Genomic DNA, 24,987 nt, shown 5'->3' on the forward strand with positions numbered 1-24,987 from the left:
TTGTCTTTCTTCATTGAAGCCTGAGTGTCACCGGCGCCGCACCCAGCCCCGCACGCGGCAGCCACGCGAACACCGAATCGACCGTCACCGTCTCGATGCGGTCCGAGAACCGCTTGTCGTTCGGATGATCGTCGAAGGCCACGTTGGCCGAGCCTACGCGCCCGCCCAGCCGGGTGAGCGGCCCGAGCTTCAGCGTGGTCGGCTCGTAGCCCTTGAACTGCATCCAGGCCTGCGCCTGCGCTCGGTTGCCGATGGTGGCGGGCTCCATGGCGGCGGCCAGCGTCTCCACTGCCCACTGGTTCGACTGCTGGTACTTCTGGCCCCAGACGTAGCTCACGATGCTGTAGGGCGCGGTGTGCAGCCGCACGATGCGCGCGGGCGATTCGTTCAGCGCAGCCAGCAGATGCGTCTGCACGTCGGGCGTGGGTACGACCCAGGCCGCCTCGTAGCGCCACGGGTCGTCGAGGAAGAACTCGCCCAGCCCCTGGCGGTAGACGGCGGCCACTGCGGTGCCGCACTGGTTGAGCTTGTGCACCACGCGCCACGGGCCGGCATCGGTCTTGTAGGCGAAGCCCAGGTGCGAATAGCGCAGGCCGTACTTGCTCAGGTCCTGCCCGGCACGCGCGAGGATCACGACGCGCGCGCCGCTGGCGTCGAGCGCCTGCGAGGTGCGCTCGGCCATCTGCATGCCCTTGACGATCACGTCGGGCGTCGGCTTGACCTGCTCGCACGAGCGGCCGGCCTGGGCCTGCATCGGCAGCAAGGCCATCGCGGCGAAGACGACGATGGTGGCGAGCCCACAGAGCACGGGCAGCGCGCCGCGCTTCATGACAGCCTCTCGTTGTAGAGCAGCGCGCGGCCGATGGCGTTGGGCACGAAGGCCAGCACCTCGCCGGCGGCCGACAGCACGACGCCCGTGCCGATCACGCTGACGACGACGCTGGTGCCCACCGCATTCGACAGGCCGTTGGCCGCGCGCCCTGCCACCTTGATGCTGGCACGCGCGCCGTCCGAGGCGCGTTCGAGTACATACACCGTGCCGTCGGCAGAGGCTTCAACCGCGACCACGGTGAGCGTAGAGCCGGCAACCGACAGCGCGGCAGGCAACGCAACCGCCGTGGTGGCAGAAGCCCCAACGGCCGAGGCGGTAACCACCACCGATGCCACAGGCATCAAAGAGAGAGCAACCGAGGCTTCGCTCTGCGCCTGGGCAAGCAGGGGAACCGTGACGCCGGCGAAGGCGGTGCAGGCAGCGACGAGGGCAGCGGCAATCGACTTTTTCATGATGGGCTTTCGTTGATCGGACACGGGTTATTCGGCAGAGGAAGCAGCGGCTTCGGCGCGGGCCATGCGGCGGCCCTGCATGCGGGCTTCGGCCATGTCGGCCTCATGGCGGTCGCGCAGCGTCTTGGCCAGCGTGAAGGCCGAGCTGATGAGGAACAGCCAGCTCACGCCCAGGAAGGCCTTGTAGGCCTCGTTGATCTCCATGCGCACGAGGCCCCAGCCGGTCAGGCCCATCGCGGTGAAGAAGCTGCCCCAGACGACCAGCTTCCACATCGGCACGTCACGGCCCGCATCGGCGCCGCGCTCGGCGGCCTGCTGGCTGTCGCGCACGAACTTGGCCAGCATGAAGGCGGTGCTCAGGCAGAACACGTAGCCCATCACCATGAACGCCCGGTCCAGCGCCTCCCCTGGCAGCCAGCTCAGCCCGGTGGCGCACAGGAAGACGGCGATCGCGAACGAAGCCCAGGCCTGGAACTGCCAGGCCCGCGTGTCGCGCTGGATGAAAACGGTCGAGGTGGATGAGAGGGGTTGCATGTGTGCCTCGCGGCGTAGTGAAGGTGAGCGAATGATGGTTCGCCCCCGCACCGCGAGGCTTGAATGCTTGCACCAGTGGCGGCTTTCAGCGCCACCGGTATCTGCAGTCGATACTTTTGAGGTGTTTCAGGCGCCCAGCAGGGCGCTCACGCGCTGGCGCAGCGACTCGGGCTGCACCTCGGCCGGCGGCACGGGGCCGCCGACGTTCAGGCCCACGCGGCTGAAGAAACCGCGGCGGAAAGGCTTGGCCATGGCCACCTGCTCGCCGCCGCGCAGCTCGATGCGGCTGAAGTACGAGCCCCAGAGATTGATCAGCGCCATCGGGATCACCGGCGGCTCCAGGCCTTCGGCGCGTGCGCTCTCGACTATCTTCATCACGCCGCCCTTGAAGGGCTGCAGCGTGCCGTCGCGCGTGATCGCACCCTCCGGGAAGATCGCGAGCAGGTCACCCTCGCGCAGCACGCCCAGCGCCTTGGCAAAGGCCGCTTCGTACGCTGCCGGGTCTTCCTTCTGCGGCGCGATGGGGATCGCCTTGGCCAGCTTGAACAGCCAGCCCAGCACCGGCACCTTGAAGATGCGGTGGTCCATGATGAAGCGGATCGGCCGCGGGCTCGCCGCCATCAGCAGCACCGCATCGATGAAGCTCACGTGGTTGCACACCAGCACGGCCGCGCCCTCGGTGGGAATGTGCGACTCGCCCTTGATATCGAAGCGGTAGACGAAGCGCGACAGCACCCAGGCCACGAAGCGCAGCAGGTACTCGGGCACCAGCATGAAGATGTAGAACGCCACCACCGCGTTGGCGATGCCGGTGAACAAAAAGATCTGCGGAATGGTGAAGCCCGCGCCCAGCAGGGCGCCGGCGATGACCGAGCTGCCGATCATGAACAGCGCATTGAGGATGTTGTTGGCCGCGATGATGCGCGCGCGGTGCGTGGGCTGGCTGCGCAGCTGGATCAGCGCATACATCGGCACGCTGTAGAGCCCCGCGAACAGCGACAGCAGCGCCAGGTCGGCCATCACGCGCCAGTGCGCGCCATGGTGCACGAAGGCGCCGATGCCCATCTCGGGCACCTTGAGCAGGCCGCGCGAGGCAAAGTACAGGTCGATCGCGAACACGCTCATGCCGATGGCGCCCAGCGGCACCAGGCCGATTTCAACCTGCCGGCGGCTCAGCGTCTCGCACAGCAGCGAGCCGACGCCGATGCCCACCGAGAACACCACCAGCAGCAGGGAGGCCACCTGCTCGTCGCCGTGCAGCACTTCCTTGGCGAAGCTCGGAAACTGGCTCAGGAACACCGCGCCGAAGAACCACATCCACGAAATGCCCAGCAGCGAGCGGAACACCACCACGTTCTCGTTCGCGAGCTTGAGGTTGCGCCAGGTCTCGCTGATGGGGTTCCAGTTGATGACCAGCCCCGGGTCGGTGGCCGGCGCCTTCGGAATGGCCTGCGCCACGCCCCGCCCGACCAGCGCCAGCAGCACGCAGCCCACGGCCACGCTCATGTGGCCGATCTGCGGTATCGCCACCAGCAGCCCGCCTGCCACCTGCCCGAGCAGGATGGCGACGAAGGTGCCCATCTCGACCATGCCGTTGCCGCCCGTGAGTTCGCGCGCGTCGAGCACCTGCGGCAGGTAGGCGAACTTGACCGGCCCGAACAGCGTGGAATGCAGCCCCATGAGGAACACGCAGCCCAGCAGCACCACGGCATTGGCCGTGACGAAGCCCCAGGCGGCGATCAGCATGATGACGATCTCGAGGTTCTTGACGAAGCGGATCATCTTCGTCTTGTCGAACTTGTCGGTGAGCTGGCCGGACGTGGCCGAGAACAGCAAAAACGGCAGGATGAACAGCGCACCGATCACCAGCCCCGCCATGGCCGGCGGCATCCAGCTCAGCTGGAGCTGGTAGGTCACCATGACGGTGAAGGCGAACTTGAAGAGGTTGTCGTTCGCCGCGCCGGCGAACTGGGTCCAGAAGAAAGGCGCGAAGCGCCGCTGCTTGAGGAGGGCGAACTGGTTGGCGTGGGCGTTCGCTTCATGGGCCACGGGTGTGGCTGCGGCAGCGGCGGGATTTGTCATTCGAAGAGTGCTCCTCAGGCGGCCACGGCGGCGGCGCCCGGATTGTGCCGTAGTGCGGCTTCCCAGCGCATTTCGAGCTTGTGGAGCGCAAGCACCACGGGCAGCCCGGCGAGCGAGGCCGTCAGGTGCTTCAGCGTATGGCCCGAAACCGTGTGCCGCGTGAATTCGTAGATCTGGTGGTCGGCCAGCTCGAAAGCCTTGGCCAGCACGTAGAAGAAGATGACCCAGCCCAGCTTCAACCCGACCGACTTGCGCATCGGCGTGGCCAGCGCCAGCGTCACCACCAGCGCCATGCCGCCGAACTGCACCAGCGCCCAGGGCATGACGTTGCCGGTTTCCTGGAACACCTCGGCCGAGAGCAGGCCGGCCGTCAGCACGAACCAGGCGGCGGGCCAGCCGGCGCGCTGGCTCACCCGCTCGCAGACCGCCACCCCGATCAGCCCTGCGAAGGCCACCGCCATGCCGGCGCGGTCCGCCGCGAGCCGGGGGGCGTCGGGCACGAGGTGGAAGAAGGCCGAGCCCGCGGCGGTGGCGATCAGGCCGGCGAAGAAGAGCCAGGCGCAGTCCAGCGTGTTGTCGGGCGGGTCGCTGGCGGGCGGGGCCAGCGGGAACTGCGACAGCGCCTCCTGGTGCGAGCGGTCGATGCGGTTGAGCCGGTACAGGCCCCACAGGCCGATCACCACGAAGGGGATGTTGCTCAGCACGTCCATGGCGTTGGGCAGGCCGTGCCAGGCGCGGTCGTCGGCAAACACCGAGGCGATGGCGACTTCGGCGGCCGGCAGCTCGGGCCCGAAGAAGGCGATCAGCGCGAGCAGCACGAAGGTGAAAAGCAACCCGCGTTCGCGGCGGCTGAGAGAGGGCAAGAGCATGGCGGTCCTCGGTGGGTGGTCTGTACGAGCCGCGGAATTTAGTGGCGGGCCGCTCCACAGGCATCGAGAATCGATACGTGGCACTAATTCACACCTGACGGTATCTTCAATCGATACTTACCGGCGCCCGTGTACGCTTCCGCCCCATGAGCACCACCGTCGATCTCGTCCAAGCCCTCAAGAACGAACTCAAGAGCGCCCGCATGACCTACGCCGACCTGGCGCGGTCGCTCGACATGGCCGAATCCAGCGTCAAGCGGATGCTGGCCAAGAGCGACATGCCGCTGTCGCGGGTGGATGCCATCTGCCGGGCGCTGAAGATCGATTTCGCCGAGCTGGCGCGCCGCGTGGCCGACGCCCAGCCGCTGCTGAAGGAGCTGACGCACGAGCAGGAAAAGGCCGTGGTCAAGGACAAGAAGCTGCTGCTGGTGGCCATCAGCGTGCTGAGCCAGTGGACGCTGGAGCAGATCGTGGCGGCCTACCGCGTGAGCGAGGCCGAGTGCATCGGCTGCCTGGCGCAGCTGGACCGCATCGGCATCATCGAACTGCGCCCGCTCAACCGGTATCGCCTGAAGCTCGCCAAGACCTTCCGCTGGCGGCCGCACGGCCCGGTGATGGAGTTCTTTCGCGAGAACGTGGTGCTCGACTACTACCGCGGCGGCTTCGACGGCCCGGCCGAGGGCCTGCTGCTGGTGCACGGCTCGATCAGCCGCTCACTGGCGCCAGCCTTCCTGGAGCGCCTGCAGCGCGTGGCGCAGGACTTCGCGCAGCAACACCAGACGGACCAGAAGTTGTCGGCCAAGGACCGCGAGGGCTACACGCTGCTGCTGGGCATGCGCAACTGGGAATTCGAGCTCTTCACCCGCCTGCGCCGGGGCTGAACCCGGGGCCGATCAGGGCTTGGCGGCTTCCAGGGTGTCGCGCATGGTGCGCGCGGCGATTTTTGCCGCTTCGGCAAAGTCGTCGCCCGACGACGCATAAATGATCGCGCGCGAAGAGTTCACGACGATCGGCGCGTCGGCACGCCAGCCGGCGCGTACCGTGGCTACAGCATCGCCGCCCTGTGCGCCGACACCCGGAATCAGCAGCGGCACCGTCGGCGCGAGCTCGCGCACGCGCTCGATTTCGGCGGGGTAGGTCGCTCCCACCACCAGGCCGAGCTGGCCGTTCAGGTTCCACGGCCCCTGCGCCAGCCTGGCGACGTGTTCGTACAAAAAGGGCTGCCCCGCTACATCCGCCAGCCGCTGCCCCTGCAGGTCGGACCCGCCAGGGTTGCTGGTGCGGCACAGCAGGAAGGCGCCCTTGCCCTCGTGCTTGAGGTACGGCGCGACCGAGTCGAAGCCCATGAAGGGCGACAGCGTCACCGCGTCGGCACCGTAGCGCTCGAAGGCTTCCAGGGCGTATTGCTCGGCGGTGGAGCCGATGTCGCCGCGCTTGGCGTCGAGGATCGTGGGCACGTGGGGCGCGTTGCGGCGCATGTGCTCCATCAGCTGTTCGAGCTGGGCTTCGGCACGGTGGGCCGCGAAGTAGGCGATCTGCGGCTTGAAGGCGATGACCAGGTCGGCCGTCGCGTCGACGATGCGCGCGCAGAAGTCATAGATGCGGCTGGCGTCGCCCTTGAATTGCCCCGGGAATCTGGCTGGCTCCGGATCGAGCCCCACGCAGAGCAAGGAACCGTTTTTTTGCTGTGCGGCGGCCAGCTTGTCGAGGAAAGTCATGGGGCCTGATTTTAGGCGGCCCGTTTTCGGCCCTCAGTTGGGCGCGGGCGTGTGCTGTTCGGCGGCCAGGCAGAGGTCGGCCCAGGCGCGTGCCTTGTCGGCGGGGTTGCGCAGCAAATACGCGGGGTGGTAGGTCGCCACCACCGCCGCGCCACCGACGGAATCCAGCGGCACGACGCGGCCGCGCAGCTTGCCCAGCGGGTCGCCGCTGCGCATCAGGCTCTGCGCCGCCAGCGGGCCCATCGCCAGCACGACGCGGGGTGCAAGCGCGGCGGCGTGCTCGTCGAAGGCCTCATCGATTGCGCGCGGGCTGCCGGGCTGGCCGGCTGCCACGCCGCGGTGGGTGCGCATGAGGTGCACTGGCGTATGGCCATCGTGCAGCTTCAGGGCGCGCAGCATGTTGTCGAGCAGGCGGCCGGCGTCGCCCTCGAAGGGCTCGCCGTGGCGGCCGTCGGCTTCGGGCGGCATGTCGGCCACGACCAGCCAGCCGCCCTGCGTGGATTCCGCTGCGCCGGCGTCGGCATAGAGACGGCAAGGCGCCTCGACCAGCACGGCAGCGCCCTGGGACATCGGCGCAGTTGCCGGCCGGGCAGCCGGTGCTGGTGCCGCAGCAGGCCGGGCGGCTGGTGCTGGCGCGGCAACGGGTGCTTCGACCTGCACGCGTTCCTCGGCCACGGCCACCTCTTCTTCGGCAACAGCAGCCGTCTCAGGCACCGCCACTTCTACCGCCTCGGGCACGGGCCACCAGACCTTCACGCCCATCTCGTCGAGCATCGCGCGCTGGCGGGCGTCGAGCTTTAATGTCTGTACCGCACTCATCGCAAGGCTCCCCAGGCGGAGCCTGATTCGTTCAAACGCAGGCTCATGACGACGGCGTCCTCGCGCTTGCCGTCATGCGCCGGGTAGTAGCCCTTGCGCACGCCGACGCTGCGAAAGCCCTGGCGCATGTAGATGTCGAGCGCGCGCTGGTTGCTCTGGCGCACTTCGAGCCACAGCCACTGCGCGCCCTCGCCGCGCGACCAGCCGCCCAGCGCCTCGAGCATGAGCGGCGCCCAGCCCTGGCGCTGGAAGGCCGGCGCGACGGTGATGTTCAGCAGGTGCACCTCGTCGACGCCCTTCATGGCGACGAAGTAGCCGATCAGCGTTTCGCCCAGCTCGGTGACCGGCGAGCTCACACCCGGTGCCACGCCGGGCGCCAGCAGGCACTGGCAGTGGTAGCCCACGGCCATGGAATCGGTGAAGTTGGCGCGCGTCCAGGGATGGCTGTAGGCCGTCTGCTCGACCGCGCAGACGGCATCGATCCGCTCGACGGTGAGCGGTTCGAGGCGGGCTTCGACAGGCTGGAGGACGGCGCTCATGCGGGTCAGTTGGCGGCGGCTGCGGCCGCCTTGATGGCGGCGCGCTCTTCGGTGGTTTGCGCCACTTTATCCCGAACATAGAGCGGCCAGGCCTGCGCGGCCGGCACTGTGCGCCCGGCCGCGAGCAGCGCGGGGGCCAGCCGCAGCATGGCGGCGGCGGTCGGCAGCGCCTCGTGACGGATGGCGGGCGGGGCCAGGCGAAAGCCGTAGGCGGCGAAGGCATTGCCGGCGAGCGCCCAGCCGGCGGGCACTTCGAGGTCTTCGGGCGACAGCAGCAGGGGCTCGTCGTCGCCACCCAGCGGGCCGTTGGCCGCGAAGTCGTAGCGCGCGGCATAGATCTGGTCCATGCGGGCGTCCAGCACGGCCACCACCTGTTGGGCACCGAAGGCATGGCGCGCTTCCTCGGCCACGGCGAGCAGCGTGTCGACCGGCAGCAGCGGCACCTTGGCGCCGAAGGCCAGTCCCTGTGCCACCGAGCAGGCGGTGCGCAGCCCGGTGAACGAACCGGGACCGCGGCCGAAGACGATGGCGTCGAGCTCGGACAGCGCCAGCCCGGCGTCGCCCAGCAGTTGCTGGATCAGCGGGAGCAGGGTGGTCGAGGCTTGCGCGCCGCCCACACCGTTGTGCGCGAGCAACCTGTCGCCGTGAAGCACGGCCACGGACAGGTGCTCGGTGCTGGTGTCGAAGGCGAGCAGCTTGGGCAGGGCGAGGGGCATCCGCCGATTATCGAGGGGCGGCCAATCCCCAGGGTCACGCGCCGTTATCGCTGCGCAAAATGGCCAGCCCCGCCTTGCGCAGCGGCGCCAGCGCCTTGGCAGGAGCGTCCGGCGATACCAGCAGGCTGGTGGCCGAGGTCACCGGGTTCACCACCCAGGCCGACGCCGCACCGAGCTTTTCCGACGAGGCCAGCACGACCGTCTCGGCCGCCGACGCCATCAGCGCACGCTTGATCTCGGCCTCTTCCAGGTCGCCCGTGGTCAGCCCTGCTTCGGCGTGCACACCGGTGACGCCCATGAAATACGTGTCGGCATGGATGCGCGCAATGGCCGCCATCGCCGCCGAGCCGACCGCCACCACCGAGTGCTTGAAGAGGCGCCCGCCGATCAGCACCACCTCGATGCCGGCATGCGCCACCAGCTCGATGGCCACCGACGGACTGTGCGTGACCACGGTGGCCTGCAGATTCGCCGGCAGGTGGCGCGCAAGCTGCACGGCCGTGGTGCCGCCATCGATGAATACCACCTGTCCCGGCTTCACGAGGCGCGCAGCGGCGCGGCCGATGGCCACCTTTTCATCAGGAGCCAGTTGCTGGCGCCCCGCGAAGTCGGCCTCGGCCGCCGCGACCGGCAGCGCGCCACCGTGCACGCGCTGCAACAGGCCTTCGGCGGCCAGCTCGCGCAGGTCGCGGCGGATGGTGTCTTCCGACAGGCCGAGTTCTTCGCTGAGCGACTTCGCGACGACGTTGCCGTCACGTCGCAGGACCGAGAGGATGTGTTGCTTGCGCTGGCTGGTGAGCATCGGCCGATGGTATCGGTGCGCGCCGTTTATTGCACGTTTTTTCTTGTTTTTGCACGAATTCGCACATATGCTCGCCGCCATGACCATCCACGACCGCGTCCGGGTGCACGAAGTCACCCTGCTTTCCGACAACTGGTACACGCTGCGCACCACCGCCTTCGACTGGCGGCGCAACGACGGCCAATGGCAGCGCATGCACCGCGAAACCTACGACCGCGGCAACGGCGCCACCCTGCTGCCCTACAACCTCGCGCAGCGCACCGTGCTGCTGACGCGCCAGTTCCGCTATCCGGCCTTCGTCAACGGCCACGACGACCTGCTGATCGAGGCCGCGGCCGGCCTGCTCGACGACGCGGAGCCCGAGGAGCGCATCCGCGCCGAGGTCGAGGAAGAACTGGGCTACCGGCTCGGCACGGTGCAGAAGATCTTCGAGAGCTTCATGAGCCCGGGCTCCGTCACCGAGAAGCTGCATTTCTTCGTCGCGCCCTACGAGCCCTCGATGCGCATCGGCGCGGGCGGCGGGCTGGCCGAGGAGGGCGAGGACATCGAGGTGCTGGAGCTGGCCATCGACGAGGCGCTGGCTATGGTGGCCGACGGCCGCATCGCCGATGCCAAGACGGTGATGCTGCTGTATCACGCGAAGCTGCATGTGTTTGCGCCGGGATAATCGCCGGATGCCTCTTGCCTTCCGCCGCGCGGCCTGCGCACTGACTCTCTCCTTGCTGGCCCCGGCTGGCGCCTTCGCCCAGCAAGCACTCCCGCCCCAGGTCGATGCCGCCCTCGCCCGCGCCAAGGTGCCGCGCGAGTCCGTGACCGTGCTGGTGGCCGAGGCCGACGGCACGCGCCAGCCGCGCCTGGCCTGGCGCACGCAGGCGCCGGTGAACCCGGCGTCGATCATGAAGCTGGTCACCACCTACGCCGCGCTCGACCTGCTCGGCGCGGCCTACAGCTGGACCACGCCGGTCTACGTCGAAGGCACGGTGAACAACGGCGTGCTCAACGGCAATCTCTACATCAAGGGCCAGGGCGACCCCAAGCTGGTGCTGGAGCGCGTGTGGCTGCTGCTGCGCCACGTGCAGGGGCTGGGCATCACCACGGTGAGCGGCGACATCGTCATCGACCGCAGCGCCTTCGAGACCACGGTAGAGGGCGACCCGGGCGCCTTCGACGGCGAGCCGCTGCGCCCCTACAACGCCTCGCCCGACGCGCTGCTGGTGAACTTCAAGTCGGTCAACATGACTTTCGCGCCCGACCGCGCCGGCCAGATCGCGCGGGTGAGCTACGAGCCCCCGCTGGCGAGCGTGGCCATGCCGCCAACCGTGGCGATCGTGCCCGGCGAATGCGGCGACTGGCGCGCCGCGCTGCGCACCGACTTCAGCGACGTGAACCGCATTCGCTTCAACGGCGGCTTCCCGGCCGGCTGCGGCGAGAAGAGCTGGGCCGTGGCCTACGGCGATCCGCGCACATACGCCATGCGCGCCATCGGCGGCATGTGGGCCGAGATGGGCGGGCGCGTCGGCGGGCAGATGCGCGAGGGGCGCGTGCCGGCGGGGCTGAAGCCGGCCTTCGAGTTCGAGTCGCCGCCGCTGGCCGAGGTGATCCGCGACATCAACAAGTACAGCAACAACGTGATGGCGCAGCAGCTGTTCCTCACGATCGGGCTCACGCAGAAGAACCGCGGCACCTTCGAGGCCTCGCGCGCCGCGTTGGGCCAGTGGTGGCGCGAGCGCATCGGCACGGGCGAGGCGCAGCCGGTGTTCGAGAACGGCTCTGGCCTGTCGCGCGACGAGCGCATCAGCGCGGCCGCGCTCGGCAAGATGCTGCAGGTGGCGTGGCGCTCGCCGGTGATGCCGGAGCTGATGTCCTCGCTGCCGGCCATGGGCGTGGACGGCACGCTGAAAAAGCGCACGCTGCGCTCCGGCGGCTCGGCCCACCTGAAGACGGGCACGTTGCGCGACGCCTCCGGCGTGGCCGGTTACGTGGACGGCGCAAGCGGGCGCCGCTACGTGCTGGTGGCCATTGCCAACGGCGAGAACGCGGGCGCGGCGCGCGCGGCGTTCGACGCGCTGGTCGACTGGGCCTCGCAGGACAACTGAGGCCGACGGCTCGACAAGGCGCACGGCCAGCGGCCGTGTACTGAAATCTTCTGAGGGCAAACGCCCGCTTGCGCGCGGGCATGCCCCTGCACAGAATCGGACGGTCGTTCTTTTCCGTACAAAACCAACGCAGGAGACATGCCTTGACAAAGCCCCACCCCCATTCGTCCGTCCCGATGCGCAAGACAGCAGCCCTGACGGCGCTCGCAGGCGCAACCTTGTTGCTGCTCGCCGCCTGCGGAGGCGGTGGTGGCGGCGGGGGTATCGGCATCGGGGTGGGCGTTCCGCCGCCCGCCACCGACGACGGCCGGGGCTCGGTGGTCACCAACCCGCCCGAGCAGACGGCGAAGCTGACCGCCGACCAGTTCACCGCCAGCCTGCAGGCCAGCGACCAGGGCAAGGCGCTGCTGCAGGTGGCGGGCACGCCCAAGTGCGGCATCGACCTGCGCTACCTCGAATACCGCACCATCGGCGCGAAGAGCGAGGCCACCAACGCCACCGCCGCGATCATGGTGCCCACCGGCTCCGACGTGGCCTGCGGCGGCCAGCGTCCGGTGGTGCTCTATGCCCACGGCACCACCGCCGCCAAGGCCTACAACCTGGCCAAGTGGACCGACAGCACGCAGGCGGCTGCCGGCGAGGGCCTGATGGTTGCCGCCATGTTCGCGGCGCAGGGCTACATCGTGGTGGCGCCCAATTACGCGGGCTACGACAAGTCGACCCTGCCCTACCACCCGTATCTCAACGGCGACCAGCAGGGCAAGGACATGGTCGACGCGCTCACCGCCGCGCGCAAGACCTTCTCGGGCATCGGCGCGAACGACGCCGGCTCGCTGTTCATCACCGGCTACTCGCAGGGCGGCTACGTGGCAATGGCGGCGCACCGCGAGATGCAGGCCACGGGCAAGACGGTGACGGCGTCGGCGCCACTGTCGGCACCCTCGGCCATCAGCCTGCTGACGGACTACACCTACCAGGGCTGGCCGGCGCTGGGCGCCACGCTGTTCGTGCCGCTGCTGTCGACCAGCTGGCAGCAGCAGTTCGGCAACGTCTACAGCTCCACCAGCGACGTGTATGAAGCGCAGTACGCCAACGGCATCGACACCCTGCTGCCGAGCACCTCGCCCGGCACGCTGTTCTCCAGCGGCAAGCTGCCGCAGCTGGCGCTGTTCCCGGCCAATGCCACGCCGGGGCCGGTGAGCCCCTCGCTGTCGATCTTCTACGGCGCCAACAACCTCATCAAGCAGAGCTTCCTGACGCAGGCCGCCGGCGACATCCAGGCCACGCCCTGCCCCGGCAACGCGCTGCCGGCCACGTCGGCGTCGCTGAGCACGGCATCGCCGCTGGACTGCAAGCCGTCCACGGGCTTCCGCAAGGCGGCGCTCGCCAACGACCTGCGCAACTGGACGCCGACCCGCCCGATGCTGATGTGCGGCGGCGCCAACGACCCGACGGTGAACTTCGTGAGCACCCGCGCCACGTCAGGCTACTTCCGCGCCAAGGGCGTGCCGGCCACCGCGCTGGCAGTGGTGGACCTGGAAGATTCGGCCGCGATCGACGCCTACTCGACGGCCCGTGCCGGCTTCGCGCAGGCCAAGGCCCTGCTGGCGCAGAACACGTCAGGCAGCGCATCTGACAAGGCGCAGGCGGTCACGCTGGCGTACCACGGCACGCTGGCGCCGCCGTTCTGCCTGGCCTCCGCCCGCGGCTTCTTCCAGGGCGTGCTCGCCGCTGGGGGCTGATCGAGGATCAGGCCGCTGACGCGCGCTGCAGCCGATCCCGCACGCCTTCCCAATCGGGCGTGTCGGGTGGCATCTCGACCCAGATCAGCTTGACGCCCTGCGCATCGAACTCGCGCAGCACCGCGAACAGCTGCTGCGCACTGGCCGCCGCGTCGTCGGGCATGCGCCGCTGCAGCACGCGCTGCGAGCGGCTGCGCACCACGGTGCGCGACCACACGGCGATGTGCGCGGCATTCGCGCCCAGCACGTCGAGGCCGGTCTGGATCGCCTTGGCGTCCATCAGCCGCACCTTGGCGTCCGGGGCGTAGTGCGCCTCCAGCGTGCCCGAGGCGCGCGGGTCGGGCGTTTCGAGCACTTCGCGGTCGCTGAGCTTCTCGCCGCAGGCGGCCTCGATCTGCGCACGCGTGATCAGGCCGGGCCGCAGCAGCACGGGGGCGCCACGGCTGCAGTCGACGATGGTCGACTCGATACCGACCTCGCAGGCTCCGCCGTCGACCACCAGCAGCGCGTCGCCGAACTCGTCGTGCACGTGCTGCGCCGTGGTCGGGCTGACGCGGCCGAAGCGGTTGGCGCTGGGCCCCGCAAGGCCGGGCACACCCTGCTGGGCGCAGGCTTCGAGCAGCGCCTGCGCCACAGGATGCGAGGGGCAGCGCAGGCCGATGGTGTCCTGCCCGCCGGCCGCCGCCGCGCCCACGCCGGGCTGGCGCGTGACGATCAGCGTGAGCGGCCCGGGCCAGAAGGCCTGCACGAGTTTCTGCGCGAAGAGCGGCAGCGGCTGCGCGAAGCGCGACAGCGACTCGGTGCCCTTGATGCCGGCCGCCACGTGGACGATCAGCGGGTGATCGGCGGGCCGCCCCTTGGCCTTGAAGATGCCGGCCACGGCCATGTCGCTGCTCGCGTCGGCCCCCAGGCCGTAGACAGTCTCGGTCGGAAAGGCCACCAGCCCGCCCGCGCGAAGCACGCGCGCGGCTTCGGCAATGGACTCGGGGGAGCGGCCGTCGAGGATCATGCGAGATCGGCGGTGGTCACCGCCGGCAGGCCCAGCAGCAGCGCGGCCTGCGAGGCGGTGGCACGCACGGCTTCGAGCGTGGCGCCGGTGAGCGTGAGGTGGCCCATCTTGCGGCCGCGCCGAGGGTCGATCTTTCCGTAGAGATGCAGATGCACGCCCGGCAGCGCGAGCACCTCGCTCCAGCGCGGCGAAACCGGCTTGTCGCCGCCCTCGGTGAACCACAGGTCGCCCAGCAGGTTGAGCATGATCGCGGGGCTGTGCTGGCGCGGCGCGGCCAGCGGCAGGCCGGCGAGCGTGCGCACCTGCAGCTCGAACTGCGACACGTCGCAGGCTTCCATCGTGTAGTGGCCGCTGTTGTGCGGGCGCGGCGCCATCTCGTTGACGACCAGCGAGCCGTCGGCCAGCGCGAAGAACTCGACGCACAGCACGCCCACATAGCCCAGGCCGTTGGCGATGCTCTTCGCCGAATTGACCGCGCCCTGCGCCACCGTCTTCGGCATGTTCTGCGGATGCACCTCGGTGACAGCCAGGATGCCGTCGCGGTGCAGGTTGCGCTGCGGCGGAAAGTGCACGATCTGCCCGTCGCGGCTGCGCGCGAGGATGACCGAGCATTCGAACTCCAGCGGCAGCATCTTCTCGAGCACGCAAGGCACGCAGCCCGTGGCCTGCCAGGCGTCGACCAGCTCGGCGCGCGTCTTCACGCGCTGCTGGCCCTTGCCGTCGTAGCCCAGCCGCGCGGTCTTCAGGATGCCGGGCAGCAGGCTGTCTTCAACGGCGGCGAGCTGCGCCGCGGTCTCGATGACCGCGTAGGGCGCGCAGGGCACGCCGCAGCGGGTGAAATGCGCTTTCTCGGCGATGCGGTCCTGCGCGATGGCGATGGCCGAGGCGCCGGGCGACACCGGCCGCGCGACCGCAAGGTGCTCCAGCGAGGGCGCTGGCACGTTCTCGAACTCGGTCGTCACGGCATCGGCCAGGCCGGCGAGGCGGGCGAGGCCGTCGACGTCGTCGTAGTCGGTGTGGATGTGGTGGTGGCTCACGCGGCCGGCGGGGCTGTCGGTGTCGGGATCGAGCACCGCCGTGAAGTAGCCCATGCGCTGGGCCGCGTGGGCGAACATGCGCCCCAGCTGGCCGCCGCCGAGCACGCCGAGCGTGGCGCCCGGGAGGATGGGCAGGTCACCATTCTTGCTGTTGCTCACAGGGCACCTCCGCCTTGCGGCGAGAAAGGGGACACGGGGGGCACTTCTCCGACACCGCCGGCAGGAGCCGGCGGCAGCGTCATGGCCTCGGCGGCGGCGGTCTGCGCCGTGCGGAAGGCATCGAGCTTCGCGCGCAGCGCCGGATCGTTCACCGCCAGCATCGCCACCGCGAACAGCGCCGCATTGGCCGCGCCCGCGTTGCCGATGGCAAAAGTGGCAACCGGCACGCCCTTGGGCATCTGCACGATGCTGTAGAGCGAATCGACGCCCTGCAGGTGGCGGCTGGCCACCGGCACGCCCAGCACCGGCACCGTGGTCTTGGAGGCCAGCATGCCCGGCAGATGGGCCGCGCCGCCCGCGCCCGCGATGATCGCGGTGAGCCCGCGCCCGGCGGCGCTTTCGGCGTACGCGAAGAGCGCATCGGGCATCCGGTGGGCCGAGACCACCTTTGCTTCGTGACTGATTCCGAATTGCTGGAGAATCTCGACCGCGTTGCGCATCGTCTCCCAATCGGAGTTCGAGCCCATCACTACACCGACCTGAATGGTTTCGTTCATGGTTTCAATTTTACGTTTCACCCTCAGCTGGTTCCGATGATCGACATCACTCTCGAAAATTTCCAGGCCGAACTGATCGAAGGCTCAGTGGCCACGCCGGTGCTGCTGGACATCTGGGCCGAATGGTGCGGCCCCTGCAAACAGCTGGGCCCGGTGCTCGAAAAGCTCGAAGTCGAGTACGCCGGCCGCTTCACGCTGGCCAAGCTCGACGCCGACAAGGTGCCGCAGATTTCGTCGCAGCTGTCCGAAATGTTCGGCGTGCGCAGCATCCCGTTCTGCGTGATGTTCAAGGACGGCCAGCCGGTGGACGGCTTTGTCGGCGCCATCCCGGCCGAGAAGATCCGTGAATTCCTCGACAAGCACGTGCCGGGCGCCGACGAAGCCGAGGCCGCCTCGGAAGAAGCCGCCGCGCAGGAAGCGCTGGCCGAGGGCGACACCCAGGGCGCGCTCGAACGGCTGCAGCACGCCGTGGCCACCGACCCGGCCAACGACGACGCCCGCTTCGATTACATCAAGCTGCTGCTGCAGGAAGGCCGCGTCGACGACGCCAAGGTCGCCTTCGCCCCGGTGATCGCCAAGACCACGCTGGTACGCCGCTTCGATGCATTGCAGCGCTGGATGGATGCTATCGATTTCGCAGCACCGGTGGCAGGCGCCGCGCCTGCGATCGCCGAGTTCGAGGCGAAGATCGCCGCCAACAAGCGCGACTTCGACGCCCGCTTCGGCCGTGCCCGCCTGCTGATGGCCGCACAGCGCTGGACCGACGCGATGGACGAGCTGCTCGACATCCTGATGCGCGACAAGACCTGGAGCGAAGACCTGGCCCGCAAGACCTACATCGCCATCCTCGACCTGATCGAGCCGCCGAAGGTGAAGGTGGCCGACGGGCAGATCCCGCCGGACGATCCGGTGGTGGCCACCTATCGCCGCCGCCTCAGCAGCATCGTGCTGAGCTGATCCGGAAAGCGGATCCACAAAGCGACCCTTGGGGTCGCTTTTTCGTGGCCGCCTCGAATACGATCACGCCCGATTCAACTTGTTGCAGATTGAAAAGGAAGACTGGCCATGCGCTCCTTCGCCCGCCGTATCGTGTTTCCCCTTCTTGCCACGACGGCGCTGCTGACCGCCCTGACCGGTTGCGGCAGCGGCATCAGCCTCGACGAGCCGATCGAAGGGCCGGTCTGGCGCCTTGCTCAGTTGGGTGACGAGCCGGTCGGGCAGAGCGAAGCGCAAGTTCAGTTCGACCGCAGCAGCGGCCGCGTCAGCGGCTCGGGCGGCTGCAACCGCATCTCGGGCACCTTCACGCGCAGCGGCATCACGCTGAGGATCGGCCAACTGGCCTCTACCCGCATGGCCTGCGCGGACCCGGTGCGTGGGGCCAATGAAGCGCAGTTCATTTCCGCGCTGCAGAGTACTGCGAGCTACCGGCTGGCGGGGCCGAGCCGGCTGGCGCTGCTGGACGGCGGCGGGCGGACGGTGGCGCTGTTGAACTCGGGAACGTCGCGCTGAAGGATCAGCCCGTCAAGCGCTCCAGCGCCTCACGGTACTTGGCCGCCGTCTTCTCGATGACCTCAGCCGGCAGGCGCGGCGCCGGGGGCGTCTTGTCCCACGGCTTGCCGTTGATCTTGGTGGCTTCGAGCCAGTCGCGCACGAACTGCTTGTCGTAGCTCGGCGGGTTGGCGCCGGTGGCCAGCGCGGCCTGGTAGCCCTCGACCGGCCAATAGCGCGAGCTGTCTGGCGTGAGCACTTCGTCCATCAGCACGAGAGTGCCGGCCTCGTCCAGGCCGAACTCGAACTTGGTGTCGGCAATGATCATTCCCTTGGTCAGGGCGATCTGGGCGGCGGTTTCGTAGATGGCGATGCTGGTCTCGCGGATCTGCTGGGCCAGCTTGGGGCCGACGATCTCGACCACGCGGTCGTAGCTGATGTTCTCGTCGTGCTCGCCGGCTGCCGCCTTGGCGGCGGGCGTGAAGATGGGGCGCGGCAGCTTGCTGGCGTTGGTCAGGCCCTCGGGCAGCGGCACGCCGCAGACCGATCGGCTTTCCTGGTATTCCTTCCAGCCGCTGCCGGCCAGGTAGCCGCGCACCACGGCCTCGACCGGAATCGGCTTCAGGCGCTTGACCAGCATCGAGCGACCCGTGACCTGCGGCACTTCGTCGGGCGTGACCGCGCTTTCGGGCGCGTCGCCGGTCAGGTGGTTGGGGCAGATCTGGCCCAGCCGCTCGAACCACCACAGCGCCATCTGCGTGAGGATCTCGCCCTTGCCGGGAATGGGCTCGCCCATGATCACGTCGAAGGCGCTGAGCCGGTCGCTCGCGACCATCAGGATGCGGTCTTCGCCGACGGCGTAGTTGTCGCGCACCTTGCCGCGCGCAAGCAGGGGCAGGCTCTGGATGGAGGAGGTGTGGACGGTGGTCATGGGAACAGATGCTGTGGGGAAACTGATGACGGGAAAGCGGATTGTGCGCGCAGAAAAAAGCCACCGCGAACGGTGGCCTTCGAATCGCAAGGAAGTTTTTAGACGACTTCCTGAGCCAGTTCGCCCTTGGCGTACTTGGCGGCGACCACTTGCAGCGTGTCGCCCTTGATCTTGGCGCCCTGGCCTTCGCAGCCGAACTCGATGTAGCGCTGCTTGCAGATCAGCTTTGCGGCCTCGCGCGCGGGCTTGAGCCACTCGCGGGCGTCGAACTTCTCGGGGTTCTCGGCCAGGAACTTGCGCACCGCGCCGGTCATGGCCAGGCGGATGTCGGTGTCGATGTTGATCTTGCGCACGCCGTGCTTGATGGCTTCCTGGATTTCCTTGACGGGCACGCCGTAGGTTTCCTTCATGTTGCCGCCGTACTGGCGAATGATGGCCAGCAGTTCCTGCGGCACGCTCGACGAGCCGTGCATCACCAGGTGGGTGTTGGGAATGCGGCGGTGGATTTCCTTGATGCGGTCGATCGCCAGGATGTCGCCGGTGGGCTCGCGCGTGAACTTGTAGGCGCCGTGGCTGGTGCCGATGGCGATGGCCAGCGCGTCGATCTGGGTGCGCTTGACGAAGTCGGCTGCCTGCTCGGGGTCGGTGAGCAGCTGTTCGCGCGTCATGGTGTCGTCGGTGCCGTGGCCGTCTTCCTTGTCGCCCTTCATGGTCTCGAGCGAACCGAGGCAGCCGAGCTCGCCTTCGACGGTAACGCCCAGGCGGTGGGCCATGTCGGACACCTTCTTGGTGACGTCGACGTTGTAGTCGTAGCTGGCGATGGTCTTGCCGTCGGCCTCGAGCGAGCCGTCCATCATGACCGAGCTGAAGCCCAGGTCGATGGCGCCCTTGCAGACGTCGGGGTTCTGGCCGTGATCCTGGTGCATGACCAGCGGGATGTTCGGGTACTGCTCGATGGCGGCCTGGATCAGGTGCTTGATGAAGGCTTCGCCGGCGTACTTGCGGGCGCCTGCGCTGGCTTGCAGGATGACGGGCGCGCCGGTTTCCTTGGCGGCCTCCATGACGGCCTGGACCTGTTCGAGGTTGTTGACGTTGAAGGCCGGAATGCCGTAGCCATTGGCTGCGGCATGGTCGAGCAGTTCGCGCATCGAGACGAGTGCCATGGAAATACCTCGCGGAAATTAGGGAAAGAAGAAGGCGGAAAGACGAGAGAAAACTGCCGCAATTCTACCGAGCCCCCTTGTGGGACAGGACTGACGCCAACCCGAGGAACTCCATCACCGGCGGCAGCACCGGCCCACCCAGCCACTGGATGGGCCTGGCGAAAGCGCCGATCAGCGTCACGTGGCTCAGGTTGTCGAACAGCCTGACCTGCACCGGCACGCCCGCCGCGCGCAGCGCCGTGGCCATCTGCCCGGTGTTGCGGTCGGGGTAGACCAGGTCGTCTTTCGATGCCGCCATGAGCAGCACGCGCGGCGAGGCTGGCGTGACATGCGCCAGCGGCTGCGAGTCGGGCGGCGTGTCCGGCCAGTTGAAGGCAACCTGCGCCTGCGGGTCGCCGATGGGCAGGAAGTCGTAGGGGCCGGCCAGGCCGATCCAGCCCGCGAGTTGCTTCGGGCTGGCGCCCACCTCGCCGAGCCAGCGCTCGTCGAGTGCCACCATCGCGGTGTTGTAGCCACCCGAGCTGTGCCCCATCACGAACACCTGCTTCGGATCGGCACCCAGCCGGGCCGCGTTGTCGAGCGCCCATTTGACGGCCAGCGCGCTGTCGCGCGCGAATGCCGGGTAGGTGAAGGCCGGCGACAGCCCGTAGTCGGGCACCACAACCACCGCGCCGCGCGCGGCCAGCGCCTCGCCGACGAACCTGTAGCTGGCGCGGTCGCCGGTCGTCCAGGTGCCGCCATAGAAGAACACGACCAGCGGCCGCGCACCCTGGGCCGGCTGGGTGGCCGGCAACGGCTGGTACACGTCGAGCAACTGGCGGGGCGCCTGGCCGTAGGCGATGCCGCCCTGGAACCGGTAGGTGTCGGTTGGCACCAGGCCGTTGAGCACCTTGACCGGCGAGCAGGCCGGGAGCACCGCGGCGGCGATGACGCAGAGGGCGATGAAGAAAGCGCCGCGACGCCGGTGGAGTGACGCGAAGGTGGGAAGACTCATCGCAACAGTACGCACGCGGGCGGGCGCCGGTTTCGTCAGATCGGCAACTGCGTGGTCGACAGCACCTGCTTGAGCACAACGAAAGTCCGGACCTGCCGCACCCCCGGCAGGTACAGCAGCTGCTCGGCATGCAGGTGGTTGAAGCTGTCGTTGTCGCGCGTGCGCACGAGCATGAAGTAGTCGAACTCGCCCGTGACCACATGGCACTCGAGGCAGCCCGACACCTTCTGCGCGGCCTTCTCGAAATCGGCGAACGAGTCAGGCGTGGAGCGGTCAAGCACCACGCCGATCATCACGAGCATGCCGACGTCGAGCGCGTCGGCATCGAGCAGGGCGACGATGCCCTTGATGAACCCCTCCGCCTTGAGCCGCTCGACGCGGCGCAGGCAGGCGGCCGCACTGAGATTGACCTTGGCGGCCAGCGCCACGTTCGACAGCGAGGCGTCGCGCTGAAGGGCGCGGAGGATGGCGCGGTCGGTGCGATCGAGCTCCGGCGCGATACGCAATTTTGTTGTGCTCATGCCTTATTTTTCGTCTTGAAAGTTTTCGATCTGGCCATAGTGCCTTTTTTTCTCTAGAGAATCCACAAAACTTCGCAAGCACGTTGCGTTCGCTTCTTTCTACGATCTAAGGCTTCAACTCCCTGGAGCCGCTCCCATGAATCTGAAGAAGTTTCCCCGCTACGCCCTGACCTTCGGCCCCACGCCGATTCACCCGCTGAAGCGGCTGAGCGCGCACCTCGGCGGCAAGGTCGACCTTTATGCCAAGCGCGAGGACTGCAACAGCGGCCTGGCCTTCGGCGGCAACAAGACGCGCAAGCTCGAATACCTGATCCCCGAGGCGCTCGAGGGCGGCTACGACACGCTGGTGTCCATCGGCGGCATCCAGTCGAACCAGACGCGGCAGGTGGCCGCGGTGGCCGCGCACCTCGGGCTGAAGTGCGTGCTGGTGCAGGAGAACTGGGTCAACTACTCCGACGCGGTGTACGACCGGGTCGGCAACATCGAGATGTCACGCATCATGGGCGCCGACGTGCGGCTGGACGCGGCAGGCTTCGACATCGGCATCCGCAAGAGCTGGGAAGACGCGATGGAGAGCGTGCGCAAGGCAGGCGGCAAGCCGTTTCCGATTCCGGCGGGCTGCTCGGAGCATCCGCGCGGCGGGCTCGGCTTCGTCGCCTTTGCCGAAGAAGTGCGCCAGCAGGAGGCCGAGCTGGGCTTCAAGTTCGACTACATCGTGGTCTGCGCGGTCACCGGCAGCACGCAGGCCGGCATGGTGGTGGGCTTCGCGGCCGACGGCCGGGCCGACCGCGTGATCGGCATCGACGCCTCGGCCAAGCCGCAGCAGACCTTCGACCAGATCCTGCGCATCGCGAAGAACACGGCCGAGCTGGTGGAGCTGGGCCGCGACATCACCGAGAAAGACGTGGTGCTCGACCGCCGCTTCGGCGGCCCCGAGTACGGGCTGCCGAACGACGGCACGCTGGAAGCCATTCGCCTGTGCGCGCGCTTCGAGGGCATGCTGACCGACCCCGTGTACGAGGGCAAGTCGATGCACGGGATGATCGAGAAGGTGCGGCTGGGGGAATTCCCGGCCGGCTCGAAGGTGCTGTATGCGCACCTGGGCGGGGTGCCCGCGCTGAACGCCTACAGCTTCCTGTTCCGCAACGGTTGAGCCGACTCAGCTCGCGCGGCAGATCTTGAGCATGTTGGTGCCGCCAGGGGCACCCATCGGCTCGCCGCAGGTAATGGCGTAGACGTCGCCGCTCTGCACGATGCCGCGCTTCTTCAGGTGGTTTTCGGCCTGCTGCAGCGCGGTGTCGCGGTCGCTTTCCGAATCCATCAGCAGCGGACGCACGTTGCGATACAGCGCCAGCTTGCGCTGCGTGGCCAGCCGCGAGGTCAGCGCGTACATGGGAATGTGCGCGCGGTGGCGGCTCATCCACAGGATGGTGGAGCCCGACTCGGTCAGCGCCACGATGGCCTTGGCGCCCAGGTGGTGGGCAGTGAACAGCGCGCCCATGGCGATCGACTGGTCGATGCGGCTGTAGGTCTTGCCGCTGAAATCGGCGTCGAGCGTCTTGTCTTCGGCAGCTTCGGCGGCTTCGCAGATGCGGCTCATCTCCTGCACGGTCTCGAGCGGGTAGCGGCCCGAGGCGGTCTCGGCCGAGAGCATCACGGCGTCGGTGCCGTCGAGCACGGCGTTGGCCACGTCGCTCACTTCGGCGCGCGTGGGCACGGGGTTGGTGATCATCGACTCCATCATCTGGGTCGCGGTGATCACCACCTTGTCCATGTCGCGCGCCATGCGGATCATTTTTTTCTGCAGCGCCGGCACGGCCGCATTGCCCACCTCGACCGCGAGATCGCCGCGCGCAACCATGATGCCGTCGCTGGCGCGCAGGATTTCTTCCAGCTTCGGGATGGCTTCAGCGCGTTCGATCTTGGCGATCATGCCGGGCTTGTGGCCGTACTCGGCCGCGGCCACGTTGCACAGCTGGCGCGCCATTTCCATGTCGGTGGCGTTCTTCGGGAAGCTCACGGCCACGTAGTCGGCCTGGAAGCTCATCGCGGTCTTGATGTCTTCCATGTCCTTGGCAGTCAACGCGGGCGCCGTGAGGCCACCACCCTGCTTGTTGATGCCCTTGTTGTTCGACAGCTCGCCGCCCAGCTTGACGGTGGTGTGCACGGCCTCGCCCTTGACGGCGTCGACGGTCAGCACGATGAGGCCGTCGTTCAGCAGCAGCCTGTCGCCAGGCTTCACATCGCGCGGGAGGTCTTTGTAGTCGAGGCCCACGGCATCGGCGTCGCCGAGTTCGGTGCGCGAGGCGTCGAGCACGAACTTGGCGCCCGGCTCCAGCCAGACCTTGCCCTGCGCGAACTTGCCGACGCGGATCTTGGGGCCCTGCAGGTCGGCCATGATGGCCACTTCGCGGCCGGCCTTGCGGGCGGCTTCGCGCACCATGGCGGCGCGGTCGATATGGTCTTGCGCGGTGCCGTGGCTGAAGTTCAGCCGCACCACGCTGACCTTGGCCTGGATCATCTTTTCCAGCAATTCGGGGGTGCTGGACGCCGGACCGAGCGTGGCAACGATCTTGGTGGCGTGGCGGGGGATGCGGTCCGTGCTCATGAGGGTAGTCTCCGTTTTGTATTCGCTACTGTATACACTTTGTGTGTCGGACGGAAGTCACCCATGGGTTTTCCCGCGCAGGGCCTTGCTCAACCGGCCGCGCGCTTCGACAGGATCTCGAAGGCCGGCAGGGTCTTGCCTTCCAGCACTTCCAGGAAGGCGCCGCCGCCGGTCGAGATGTAGCCGACCCGCTTTTCGATGCCGTACTTGGCGATGGCCGCCAGCGTGTCGCCGCCGCCGGCGATAGAGAAGGCGCTGCTGTCGGCAATAGCTTGCGCGATGGCCTTGGTGCCATTGGCGAAGGCGTCGAACTCGAACACGCCCACCGGGCCGTTCCAGACGATGGTGCCGGCTTCGCGCAGCTGCGCGGCCAGGATCGCGGCCGTCTTCGGGCCGATGTCGAGGATCAGGTCGTCGTCGGCCACATCGCTTGCGTCCTTGACGGTGGCGGCCGCATCGGCCGCGAAGGTCTTGGCCGTGACCACGTCCACCGGAATCGGCACGTCGGCGCCGCGCGCGCGCATGGCGTCGATCACCGCCTTGGCCTGGTCGACCAGGTCGGGCTCGGCCAGCGACTTGCCGATCTTCAGGCCGGCCGCCAACATGAAGGTGTTGGCGATGCCGCCACCCACGATCAGCTGGTCGACGTTGGCCGACAGGCTCTTGAGGATGGTGAGCTTGGTGCTGACCTTGGAGCCGGCCACGATGGCCACCAGCGGCCGCTTGGGTTGCGCCAGCGCCTTGGTGATGGCGTCGATCTCGGCCGCCAGCAACGGGCCGGCCGCGGCGATCTTCGCGAACTGCGCGATGCCGTAGGTGGTGGCCTCGGCGCGGTGGGCGGTGCCGAAGGCGTCGTTCACGTAGATGTCAGTGAGGGCGGCCAGCTTCTTGGCCAGTGCCTCGTCGTTCTTCTTCTCGCCCTTGTTGACGCGGCAGTTCTCGAGCAGCACGATCTGGCCGGGCTTGACGTCGACGCCGTCGACCCAGTTGGCGACCAGCGGCACTTCGCGACCGAGCAGTTCGCCCAGGCGCTTGGCGACGGGGGCAAGCGAGTCTTCGGGTTTGAACTCGCCTTCGGTCGGGCGGCCCAGGTGCGACGTGACCATCACTGCTGCACCAGCGTCGAGCGCCAGCTGGATGCAAGGCACCGAGGCGCGCACGCGCGTGTCTTCGGTGATGTTGCCTGCGTCGTCCTGCGGCACGTTGAGGTCGGCACGGATGAAGACGCGCTGGCCGGCGGCTTTGCCCTGTGCGCAGAGGTCGGTGAATCGAATGACGTTCATGGATCTGGAGGAGGTGGAAGACGGGTCGGCCTGCAT

At 68.2% G+C, this 24,987-nt stretch carries 26 protein-coding genes; 7 read left to right on the forward strand and 19 right to left on the reverse strand.

The annotated features are described in order from the left end of the window. Window positions 1-10 precede the first annotated feature (10 nt). The 5 genes from BMW87_RS10545 to BMW87_RS10565 all read right to left on the reverse strand — a co-directional run bounded on the left by BMW87_RS10545 (window position 11) and on the right by BMW87_RS10565 (window position 4,769). Window positions 11-829, reverse strand: a complete 819-nt coding sequence (locus tag BMW87_RS10545; RefSeq protein ID WP_371258805.1) for a DUF2145 domain-containing protein — start codon at window positions 827-829, stop codon at window positions 11-13. Next, window positions 826-1,284, reverse strand: a complete 459-nt coding sequence (locus tag BMW87_RS10550) for a hypothetical protein (RefSeq protein ID WP_093076173.1) — start codon at window positions 1,282-1,284, stop codon at window positions 826-828. Before BMW87_RS10550 ends, BMW87_RS10545 begins: the two co-directional genes overlap by 4 nt. Window positions 1,285-1,311: 27 nt before the next feature. Next, window positions 1,312-1,818, reverse strand: coding sequence for a YiaA/YiaB family inner membrane protein (locus tag BMW87_RS10555; RefSeq protein WP_093076174.1), 507 nt, complete (start codon window positions 1,816-1,818; stop codon window positions 1,312-1,314). Between the two features lie 126 nt (window positions 1,819-1,944). After that, window positions 1,945-3,900 carry an MFS transporter gene (locus BMW87_RS10560; RefSeq protein ID WP_093076175.1) on the reverse strand — a complete coding sequence of 652 codons (1,956 nt, stop codon included), beginning with the start codon at window positions 3,898-3,900 and terminating at the stop codon, window positions 1,945-1,947. 14 nt (window positions 3,901-3,914) lie between these two features. Next, window positions 3,915-4,769: a hypothetical protein gene (locus BMW87_RS10565; protein WP_093055436.1), complete on the reverse strand. Its 855-nt coding sequence runs from the start codon at window positions 4,767-4,769 to the stop codon at window positions 3,915-3,917. A gap of 146 nt (window positions 4,770-4,915) precedes the next feature. On the opposite strand from BMW87_RS10565, the gene BMW87_RS10570 reads away from it, so the two are divergent. Continuing rightward, complete coding sequence (locus BMW87_RS10570) at window positions 4,916-5,650, forward strand: helix-turn-helix domain-containing protein (RefSeq protein ID WP_093055434.1); 735 nt, start codon at window positions 4,916-4,918, stop codon at window positions 5,648-5,650. 12 nt (window positions 5,651-5,662) lie between these two features. Here BMW87_RS10570 and pyrF read toward each other — a convergent pair whose 3' ends face one another. Genes pyrF through BMW87_RS10595 form a run of 5 tightly spaced genes read right to left on the reverse strand, consistent with a single transcriptional unit; the run spans window position 5,663 to window position 9,363 of the window. Further along, the gene (pyrF, locus tag BMW87_RS10575; protein ID WP_093076177.1) at window positions 5,663-6,487 is read right to left on the reverse strand and encodes an orotidine-5'-phosphate decarboxylase; all 825 of its coding nucleotides are present in this window, start codon (window positions 6,485-6,487) and stop codon (window positions 5,663-5,665) included. Window positions 6,488-6,520: 33 nt separating this feature from the next. Then, window positions 6,521-7,306, reverse strand: coding sequence for a uracil-DNA glycosylase family protein (locus tag BMW87_RS10580; RefSeq protein WP_093055430.1), 786 nt, complete (start codon window positions 7,304-7,306; stop codon window positions 6,521-6,523). Further along, window positions 7,303-7,845 carry a ribosomal protein S18-alanine N-acetyltransferase gene (gene rimI, locus BMW87_RS10585; protein WP_093055428.1) on the reverse strand — a complete coding sequence of 181 codons (543 nt, stop codon included), beginning with the start codon at window positions 7,843-7,845 and terminating at the stop codon, window positions 7,303-7,305. The genes BMW87_RS10580 and rimI overlap by 4 nt, the downstream gene beginning before the upstream one ends. Window positions 7,846-7,850: 5 nt before the next feature. Next, window positions 7,851-8,561, reverse strand: a complete 711-nt coding sequence (gene tsaB, locus BMW87_RS10590; protein ID WP_093076178.1) for a tRNA (adenosine(37)-N6)-threonylcarbamoyltransferase complex dimerization subunit type 1 TsaB — start codon at window positions 8,559-8,561, stop codon at window positions 7,851-7,853. Window positions 8,562-8,595: 34 nt separating this feature from the next. Then, window positions 8,596-9,363, reverse strand: a complete 768-nt coding sequence (locus tag BMW87_RS10595; protein WP_093076180.1) for a DeoR/GlpR family DNA-binding transcription regulator — start codon at window positions 9,361-9,363, stop codon at window positions 8,596-8,598. A gap of 79 nt (window positions 9,364-9,442) precedes the next feature. Between BMW87_RS10595 and BMW87_RS10600 the strand changes: the two genes are divergently transcribed. The 3 genes from BMW87_RS10600 to BMW87_RS10610 all read left to right on the forward strand — a co-directional run bounded on the left by BMW87_RS10600 (window position 9,443) and on the right by BMW87_RS10610 (window position 13,201). Beyond that, window positions 9,443-10,030, forward strand: a complete 588-nt coding sequence (locus tag BMW87_RS10600) for an NUDIX hydrolase (protein WP_093076638.1) — start codon at window positions 9,443-9,445, stop codon at window positions 10,028-10,030. Between the two features lie 7 nt (window positions 10,031-10,037). Then, on the forward strand, window positions 10,038-11,459 hold the full coding sequence (gene dacB / locus BMW87_RS10605; protein ID WP_093076181.1) for a D-alanyl-D-alanine carboxypeptidase/D-alanyl-D-alanine endopeptidase: 1,422 nt from the start codon (window positions 10,038-10,040) through the stop codon (window positions 11,457-11,459). A gap of 176 nt (window positions 11,460-11,635) precedes the next feature. Further along, the gene (locus BMW87_RS10610; RefSeq protein WP_093076183.1) at window positions 11,636-13,201 is read left to right on the forward strand and encodes an alpha/beta hydrolase family protein; all 1,566 of its coding nucleotides are present in this window, start codon (window positions 11,636-11,638) and stop codon (window positions 13,199-13,201) included. Between the two features lie 7 nt (window positions 13,202-13,208). On the opposite strand, the gene BMW87_RS10615 is transcribed toward BMW87_RS10610, so the two are convergent. Genes BMW87_RS10615 through purE form a run of 3 tightly spaced genes read right to left on the reverse strand, consistent with a single transcriptional unit; the run spans window position 13,209 to window position 15,963 of the window. Next, window positions 13,209-14,210, reverse strand: a complete 1,002-nt coding sequence (locus BMW87_RS10615; RefSeq protein WP_093076184.1) for an L-threonylcarbamoyladenylate synthase — start codon at window positions 14,208-14,210, stop codon at window positions 13,209-13,211. Further along, window positions 14,207-15,406 carry a 5-(carboxyamino)imidazole ribonucleotide synthase gene (locus BMW87_RS10620; protein WP_093076186.1) on the reverse strand — a complete coding sequence of 400 codons (1,200 nt, stop codon included), beginning with the start codon at window positions 15,404-15,406 and terminating at the stop codon, window positions 14,207-14,209. Before BMW87_RS10620 ends, BMW87_RS10615 begins: the two co-directional genes overlap by 4 nt. Continuing rightward, window positions 15,403-15,963 (reverse strand): 5-(carboxyamino)imidazole ribonucleotide mutase, encoded by a 561-nt coding sequence (purE, locus tag BMW87_RS10625; RefSeq protein WP_093055414.1) that lies wholly within the window; start codon window positions 15,961-15,963, stop codon window positions 15,403-15,405. Before purE ends, BMW87_RS10620 begins: the two co-directional genes overlap by 4 nt. 36 nt (window positions 15,964-15,999) lie before the next feature. Here purE and BMW87_RS10630 point away from each other — a divergent pair, with 36 nt between their 5' ends. Continuing rightward, window positions 16,000-16,920, forward strand: coding sequence for a tetratricopeptide repeat protein (locus BMW87_RS10630; RefSeq protein ID WP_093076187.1), 921 nt, complete (start codon window positions 16,000-16,002; stop codon window positions 16,918-16,920). A 108-nt stretch (window positions 16,921-17,028) separates the two neighbouring features. Continuing rightward, window positions 17,029-17,472, forward strand: a complete 444-nt coding sequence (locus BMW87_RS10635) for an META domain-containing protein (RefSeq protein WP_093076189.1) — start codon at window positions 17,029-17,031, stop codon at window positions 17,470-17,472. A 4-nt stretch (window positions 17,473-17,476) separates the two neighbouring features. Here the strand turns inward: BMW87_RS10635 and BMW87_RS10640 are convergent, their stop codons facing one another. The 4 genes from BMW87_RS10640 to BMW87_RS10655 form a co-directional block, all read right to left on the reverse strand. After that, entirely contained in the window at window positions 17,477-18,382 is a 906-nt protein-coding gene (locus BMW87_RS10640) for a phosphoribosylaminoimidazolesuccinocarboxamide synthase (RefSeq protein ID WP_093055406.1), read from the reverse strand. A 98-nt stretch (window positions 18,383-18,480) separates the two neighbouring features. Continuing rightward, window positions 18,481-19,545, reverse strand: coding sequence for a class II fructose-bisphosphate aldolase (gene fba, locus BMW87_RS10645; RefSeq protein ID WP_013544161.1), 1,065 nt, complete (start codon window positions 19,543-19,545; stop codon window positions 18,481-18,483). Between the two features lie 64 nt (window positions 19,546-19,609). Then, complete coding sequence (locus tag BMW87_RS10650) at window positions 19,610-20,539, reverse strand: alpha/beta hydrolase (RefSeq protein WP_093076190.1); 930 nt, start codon at window positions 20,537-20,539, stop codon at window positions 19,610-19,612. Between the two features lie 35 nt (window positions 20,540-20,574). Beyond that, on the reverse strand, window positions 20,575-21,060 hold the full coding sequence (locus BMW87_RS10655) for an Lrp/AsnC family transcriptional regulator (RefSeq protein ID WP_093055402.1): 486 nt from the start codon (window positions 21,058-21,060) through the stop codon (window positions 20,575-20,577). 136 nt (window positions 21,061-21,196) lie between these two features. Between BMW87_RS10655 and BMW87_RS10660 the strand changes: the two genes are divergently transcribed. Beyond that, entirely contained in the window at window positions 21,197-22,213 is a 1,017-nt protein-coding gene (locus BMW87_RS10660) for a 1-aminocyclopropane-1-carboxylate deaminase (protein ID WP_093055400.1), read from the forward strand. Between the two features lie 6 nt (window positions 22,214-22,219). Here BMW87_RS10660 and pyk read toward each other — a convergent pair whose 3' ends face one another. After that, window positions 22,220-23,668 carry a pyruvate kinase gene (gene pyk / locus BMW87_RS10665; RefSeq protein ID WP_093055398.1) on the reverse strand — a complete coding sequence of 483 codons (1,449 nt, stop codon included), beginning with the start codon at window positions 23,666-23,668 and terminating at the stop codon, window positions 22,220-22,222. 89 nt (window positions 23,669-23,757) lie between these two features. Next, window positions 23,758-24,951, reverse strand: a complete 1,194-nt coding sequence (locus BMW87_RS10670; protein ID WP_093076192.1) for a phosphoglycerate kinase — start codon at window positions 24,949-24,951, stop codon at window positions 23,758-23,760. Window positions 24,952-24,987 lie beyond the last annotated feature (36 nt).

The sequence above is a fragment of the Variovorax sp. OV084 genome (assembly GCF_900111625.1).
In the GTDB taxonomy this organism is placed as follows: Bacteria; Pseudomonadota; Gammaproteobacteria; order Burkholderiales; family Burkholderiaceae_C; genus Variovorax.

What these genes read in the sequence shown, in the direction of transcription:
- BMW87_RS10545 (WP_371258805.1), bottom strand. Translation starts at nt 829, where the DNA reads ATGAAGCGCGGCGCGCTGCCCGTGCTCTGTGGGCTCGCCACCATCGTC.
- BMW87_RS10550 (WP_093076173.1), bottom strand. Translation starts at nt 1,284, where the DNA reads ATGAAAAAGTCGATTGCCGCTGCCCTCGTCGCTGCCTGCACCGCCTTC.
- BMW87_RS10555 (WP_093076174.1), bottom strand. Translation starts at nt 1,818, where the DNA reads ATGCAACCCCTCTCATCCACCTCGACCGTTTTCATCCAGCGCGACACG.
- BMW87_RS10560 (WP_093076175.1), bottom strand. Translation starts at nt 3,900, where the DNA reads ATGACAAATCCCGCCGCTGCCGCAGCCACACCCGTGGCCCATGAAGCG.
- BMW87_RS10565 (WP_093055436.1), bottom strand. Translation starts at nt 4,769, where the DNA reads ATGCTCTTGCCCTCTCTCAGCCGCCGCGAACGCGGGTTGCTTTTCACC.
- BMW87_RS10570 (WP_093055434.1), top strand. Translation starts at nt 4,916, where the DNA reads ATGAGCACCACCGTCGATCTCGTCCAAGCCCTCAAGAACGAACTCAAG.
- pyrF (WP_093076177.1), bottom strand. Translation starts at nt 6,487, where the DNA reads ATGACTTTCCTCGACAAGCTGGCCGCCGCACAGCAAAAAAACGGTTCC.
- BMW87_RS10580 (WP_093055430.1), bottom strand. Translation starts at nt 7,306, where the DNA reads ATGAGTGCGGTACAGACATTAAAGCTCGACGCCCGCCAGCGCGCGATG.
- rimI (WP_093055428.1), bottom strand. Translation starts at nt 7,845, where the DNA reads ATGAGCGCCGTCCTCCAGCCTGTCGAAGCCCGCCTCGAACCGCTCACC.
- tsaB (WP_093076178.1), bottom strand. Translation starts at nt 8,561, where the DNA reads ATGCCCCTCGCCCTGCCCAAGCTGCTCGCCTTCGACACCAGCACCGAG.
- BMW87_RS10595 (WP_093076180.1), bottom strand. Translation starts at nt 9,363, where the DNA reads ATGCTCACCAGCCAGCGCAAGCAACACATCCTCTCGGTCCTGCGACGT.
- BMW87_RS10600 (WP_093076638.1), top strand. Translation starts at nt 9,443, where the DNA reads ATGACCATCCACGACCGCGTCCGGGTGCACGAAGTCACCCTGCTTTCC.
- dacB (WP_093076181.1), top strand. Translation starts at nt 10,038, where the DNA reads ATGCCTCTTGCCTTCCGCCGCGCGGCCTGCGCACTGACTCTCTCCTTG.
- BMW87_RS10610 (WP_093076183.1), top strand. Translation starts at nt 11,636, where the DNA reads ATGCGCAAGACAGCAGCCCTGACGGCGCTCGCAGGCGCAACCTTGTTG.
- BMW87_RS10615 (WP_093076184.1), bottom strand. Translation starts at nt 14,210, where the DNA reads ATGATCCTCGACGGCCGCTCCCCCGAGTCCATTGCCGAAGCCGCGCGC.
- purE (WP_093055414.1), bottom strand. Translation starts at nt 15,963, where the DNA reads ATGAACGAAACCATTCAGGTCGGTGTAGTGATGGGCTCGAACTCCGAT.
- BMW87_RS10630 (WP_093076187.1), top strand. Translation starts at nt 16,000, where the DNA reads ATGATCGACATCACTCTCGAAAATTTCCAGGCCGAACTGATCGAAGGC.
- BMW87_RS10635 (WP_093076189.1), top strand. Translation starts at nt 17,029, where the DNA reads ATGCGCTCCTTCGCCCGCCGTATCGTGTTTCCCCTTCTTGCCACGACG.
- BMW87_RS10640 (WP_093055406.1), bottom strand. Translation starts at nt 18,382, where the DNA reads ATGACCACCGTCCACACCTCCTCCATCCAGAGCCTGCCCCTGCTTGCG.
- fba (WP_013544161.1), bottom strand. Translation starts at nt 19,545, where the DNA reads ATGGCACTCGTCTCGATGCGCGAACTGCTCGACCATGCCGCAGCCAAT.
- BMW87_RS10650 (WP_093076190.1), bottom strand. Translation starts at nt 20,539, where the DNA reads ATGAGTCTTCCCACCTTCGCGTCACTCCACCGGCGTCGCGGCGCTTTC.
- BMW87_RS10655 (WP_093055402.1), bottom strand. Translation starts at nt 21,060, where the DNA reads ATGAGCACAACAAAATTGCGTATCGCGCCGGAGCTCGATCGCACCGAC.
- BMW87_RS10660 (WP_093055400.1), top strand. Translation starts at nt 21,197, where the DNA reads ATGAATCTGAAGAAGTTTCCCCGCTACGCCCTGACCTTCGGCCCCACG.
- pyk (WP_093055398.1), bottom strand. Translation starts at nt 23,668, where the DNA reads ATGAGCACGGACCGCATCCCCCGCCACGCCACCAAGATCGTTGCCACG.
- BMW87_RS10670 (WP_093076192.1), bottom strand. Translation starts at nt 24,951, where the DNA reads ATGAACGTCATTCGATTCACCGACCTCTGCGCACAGGGCAAAGCCGCC.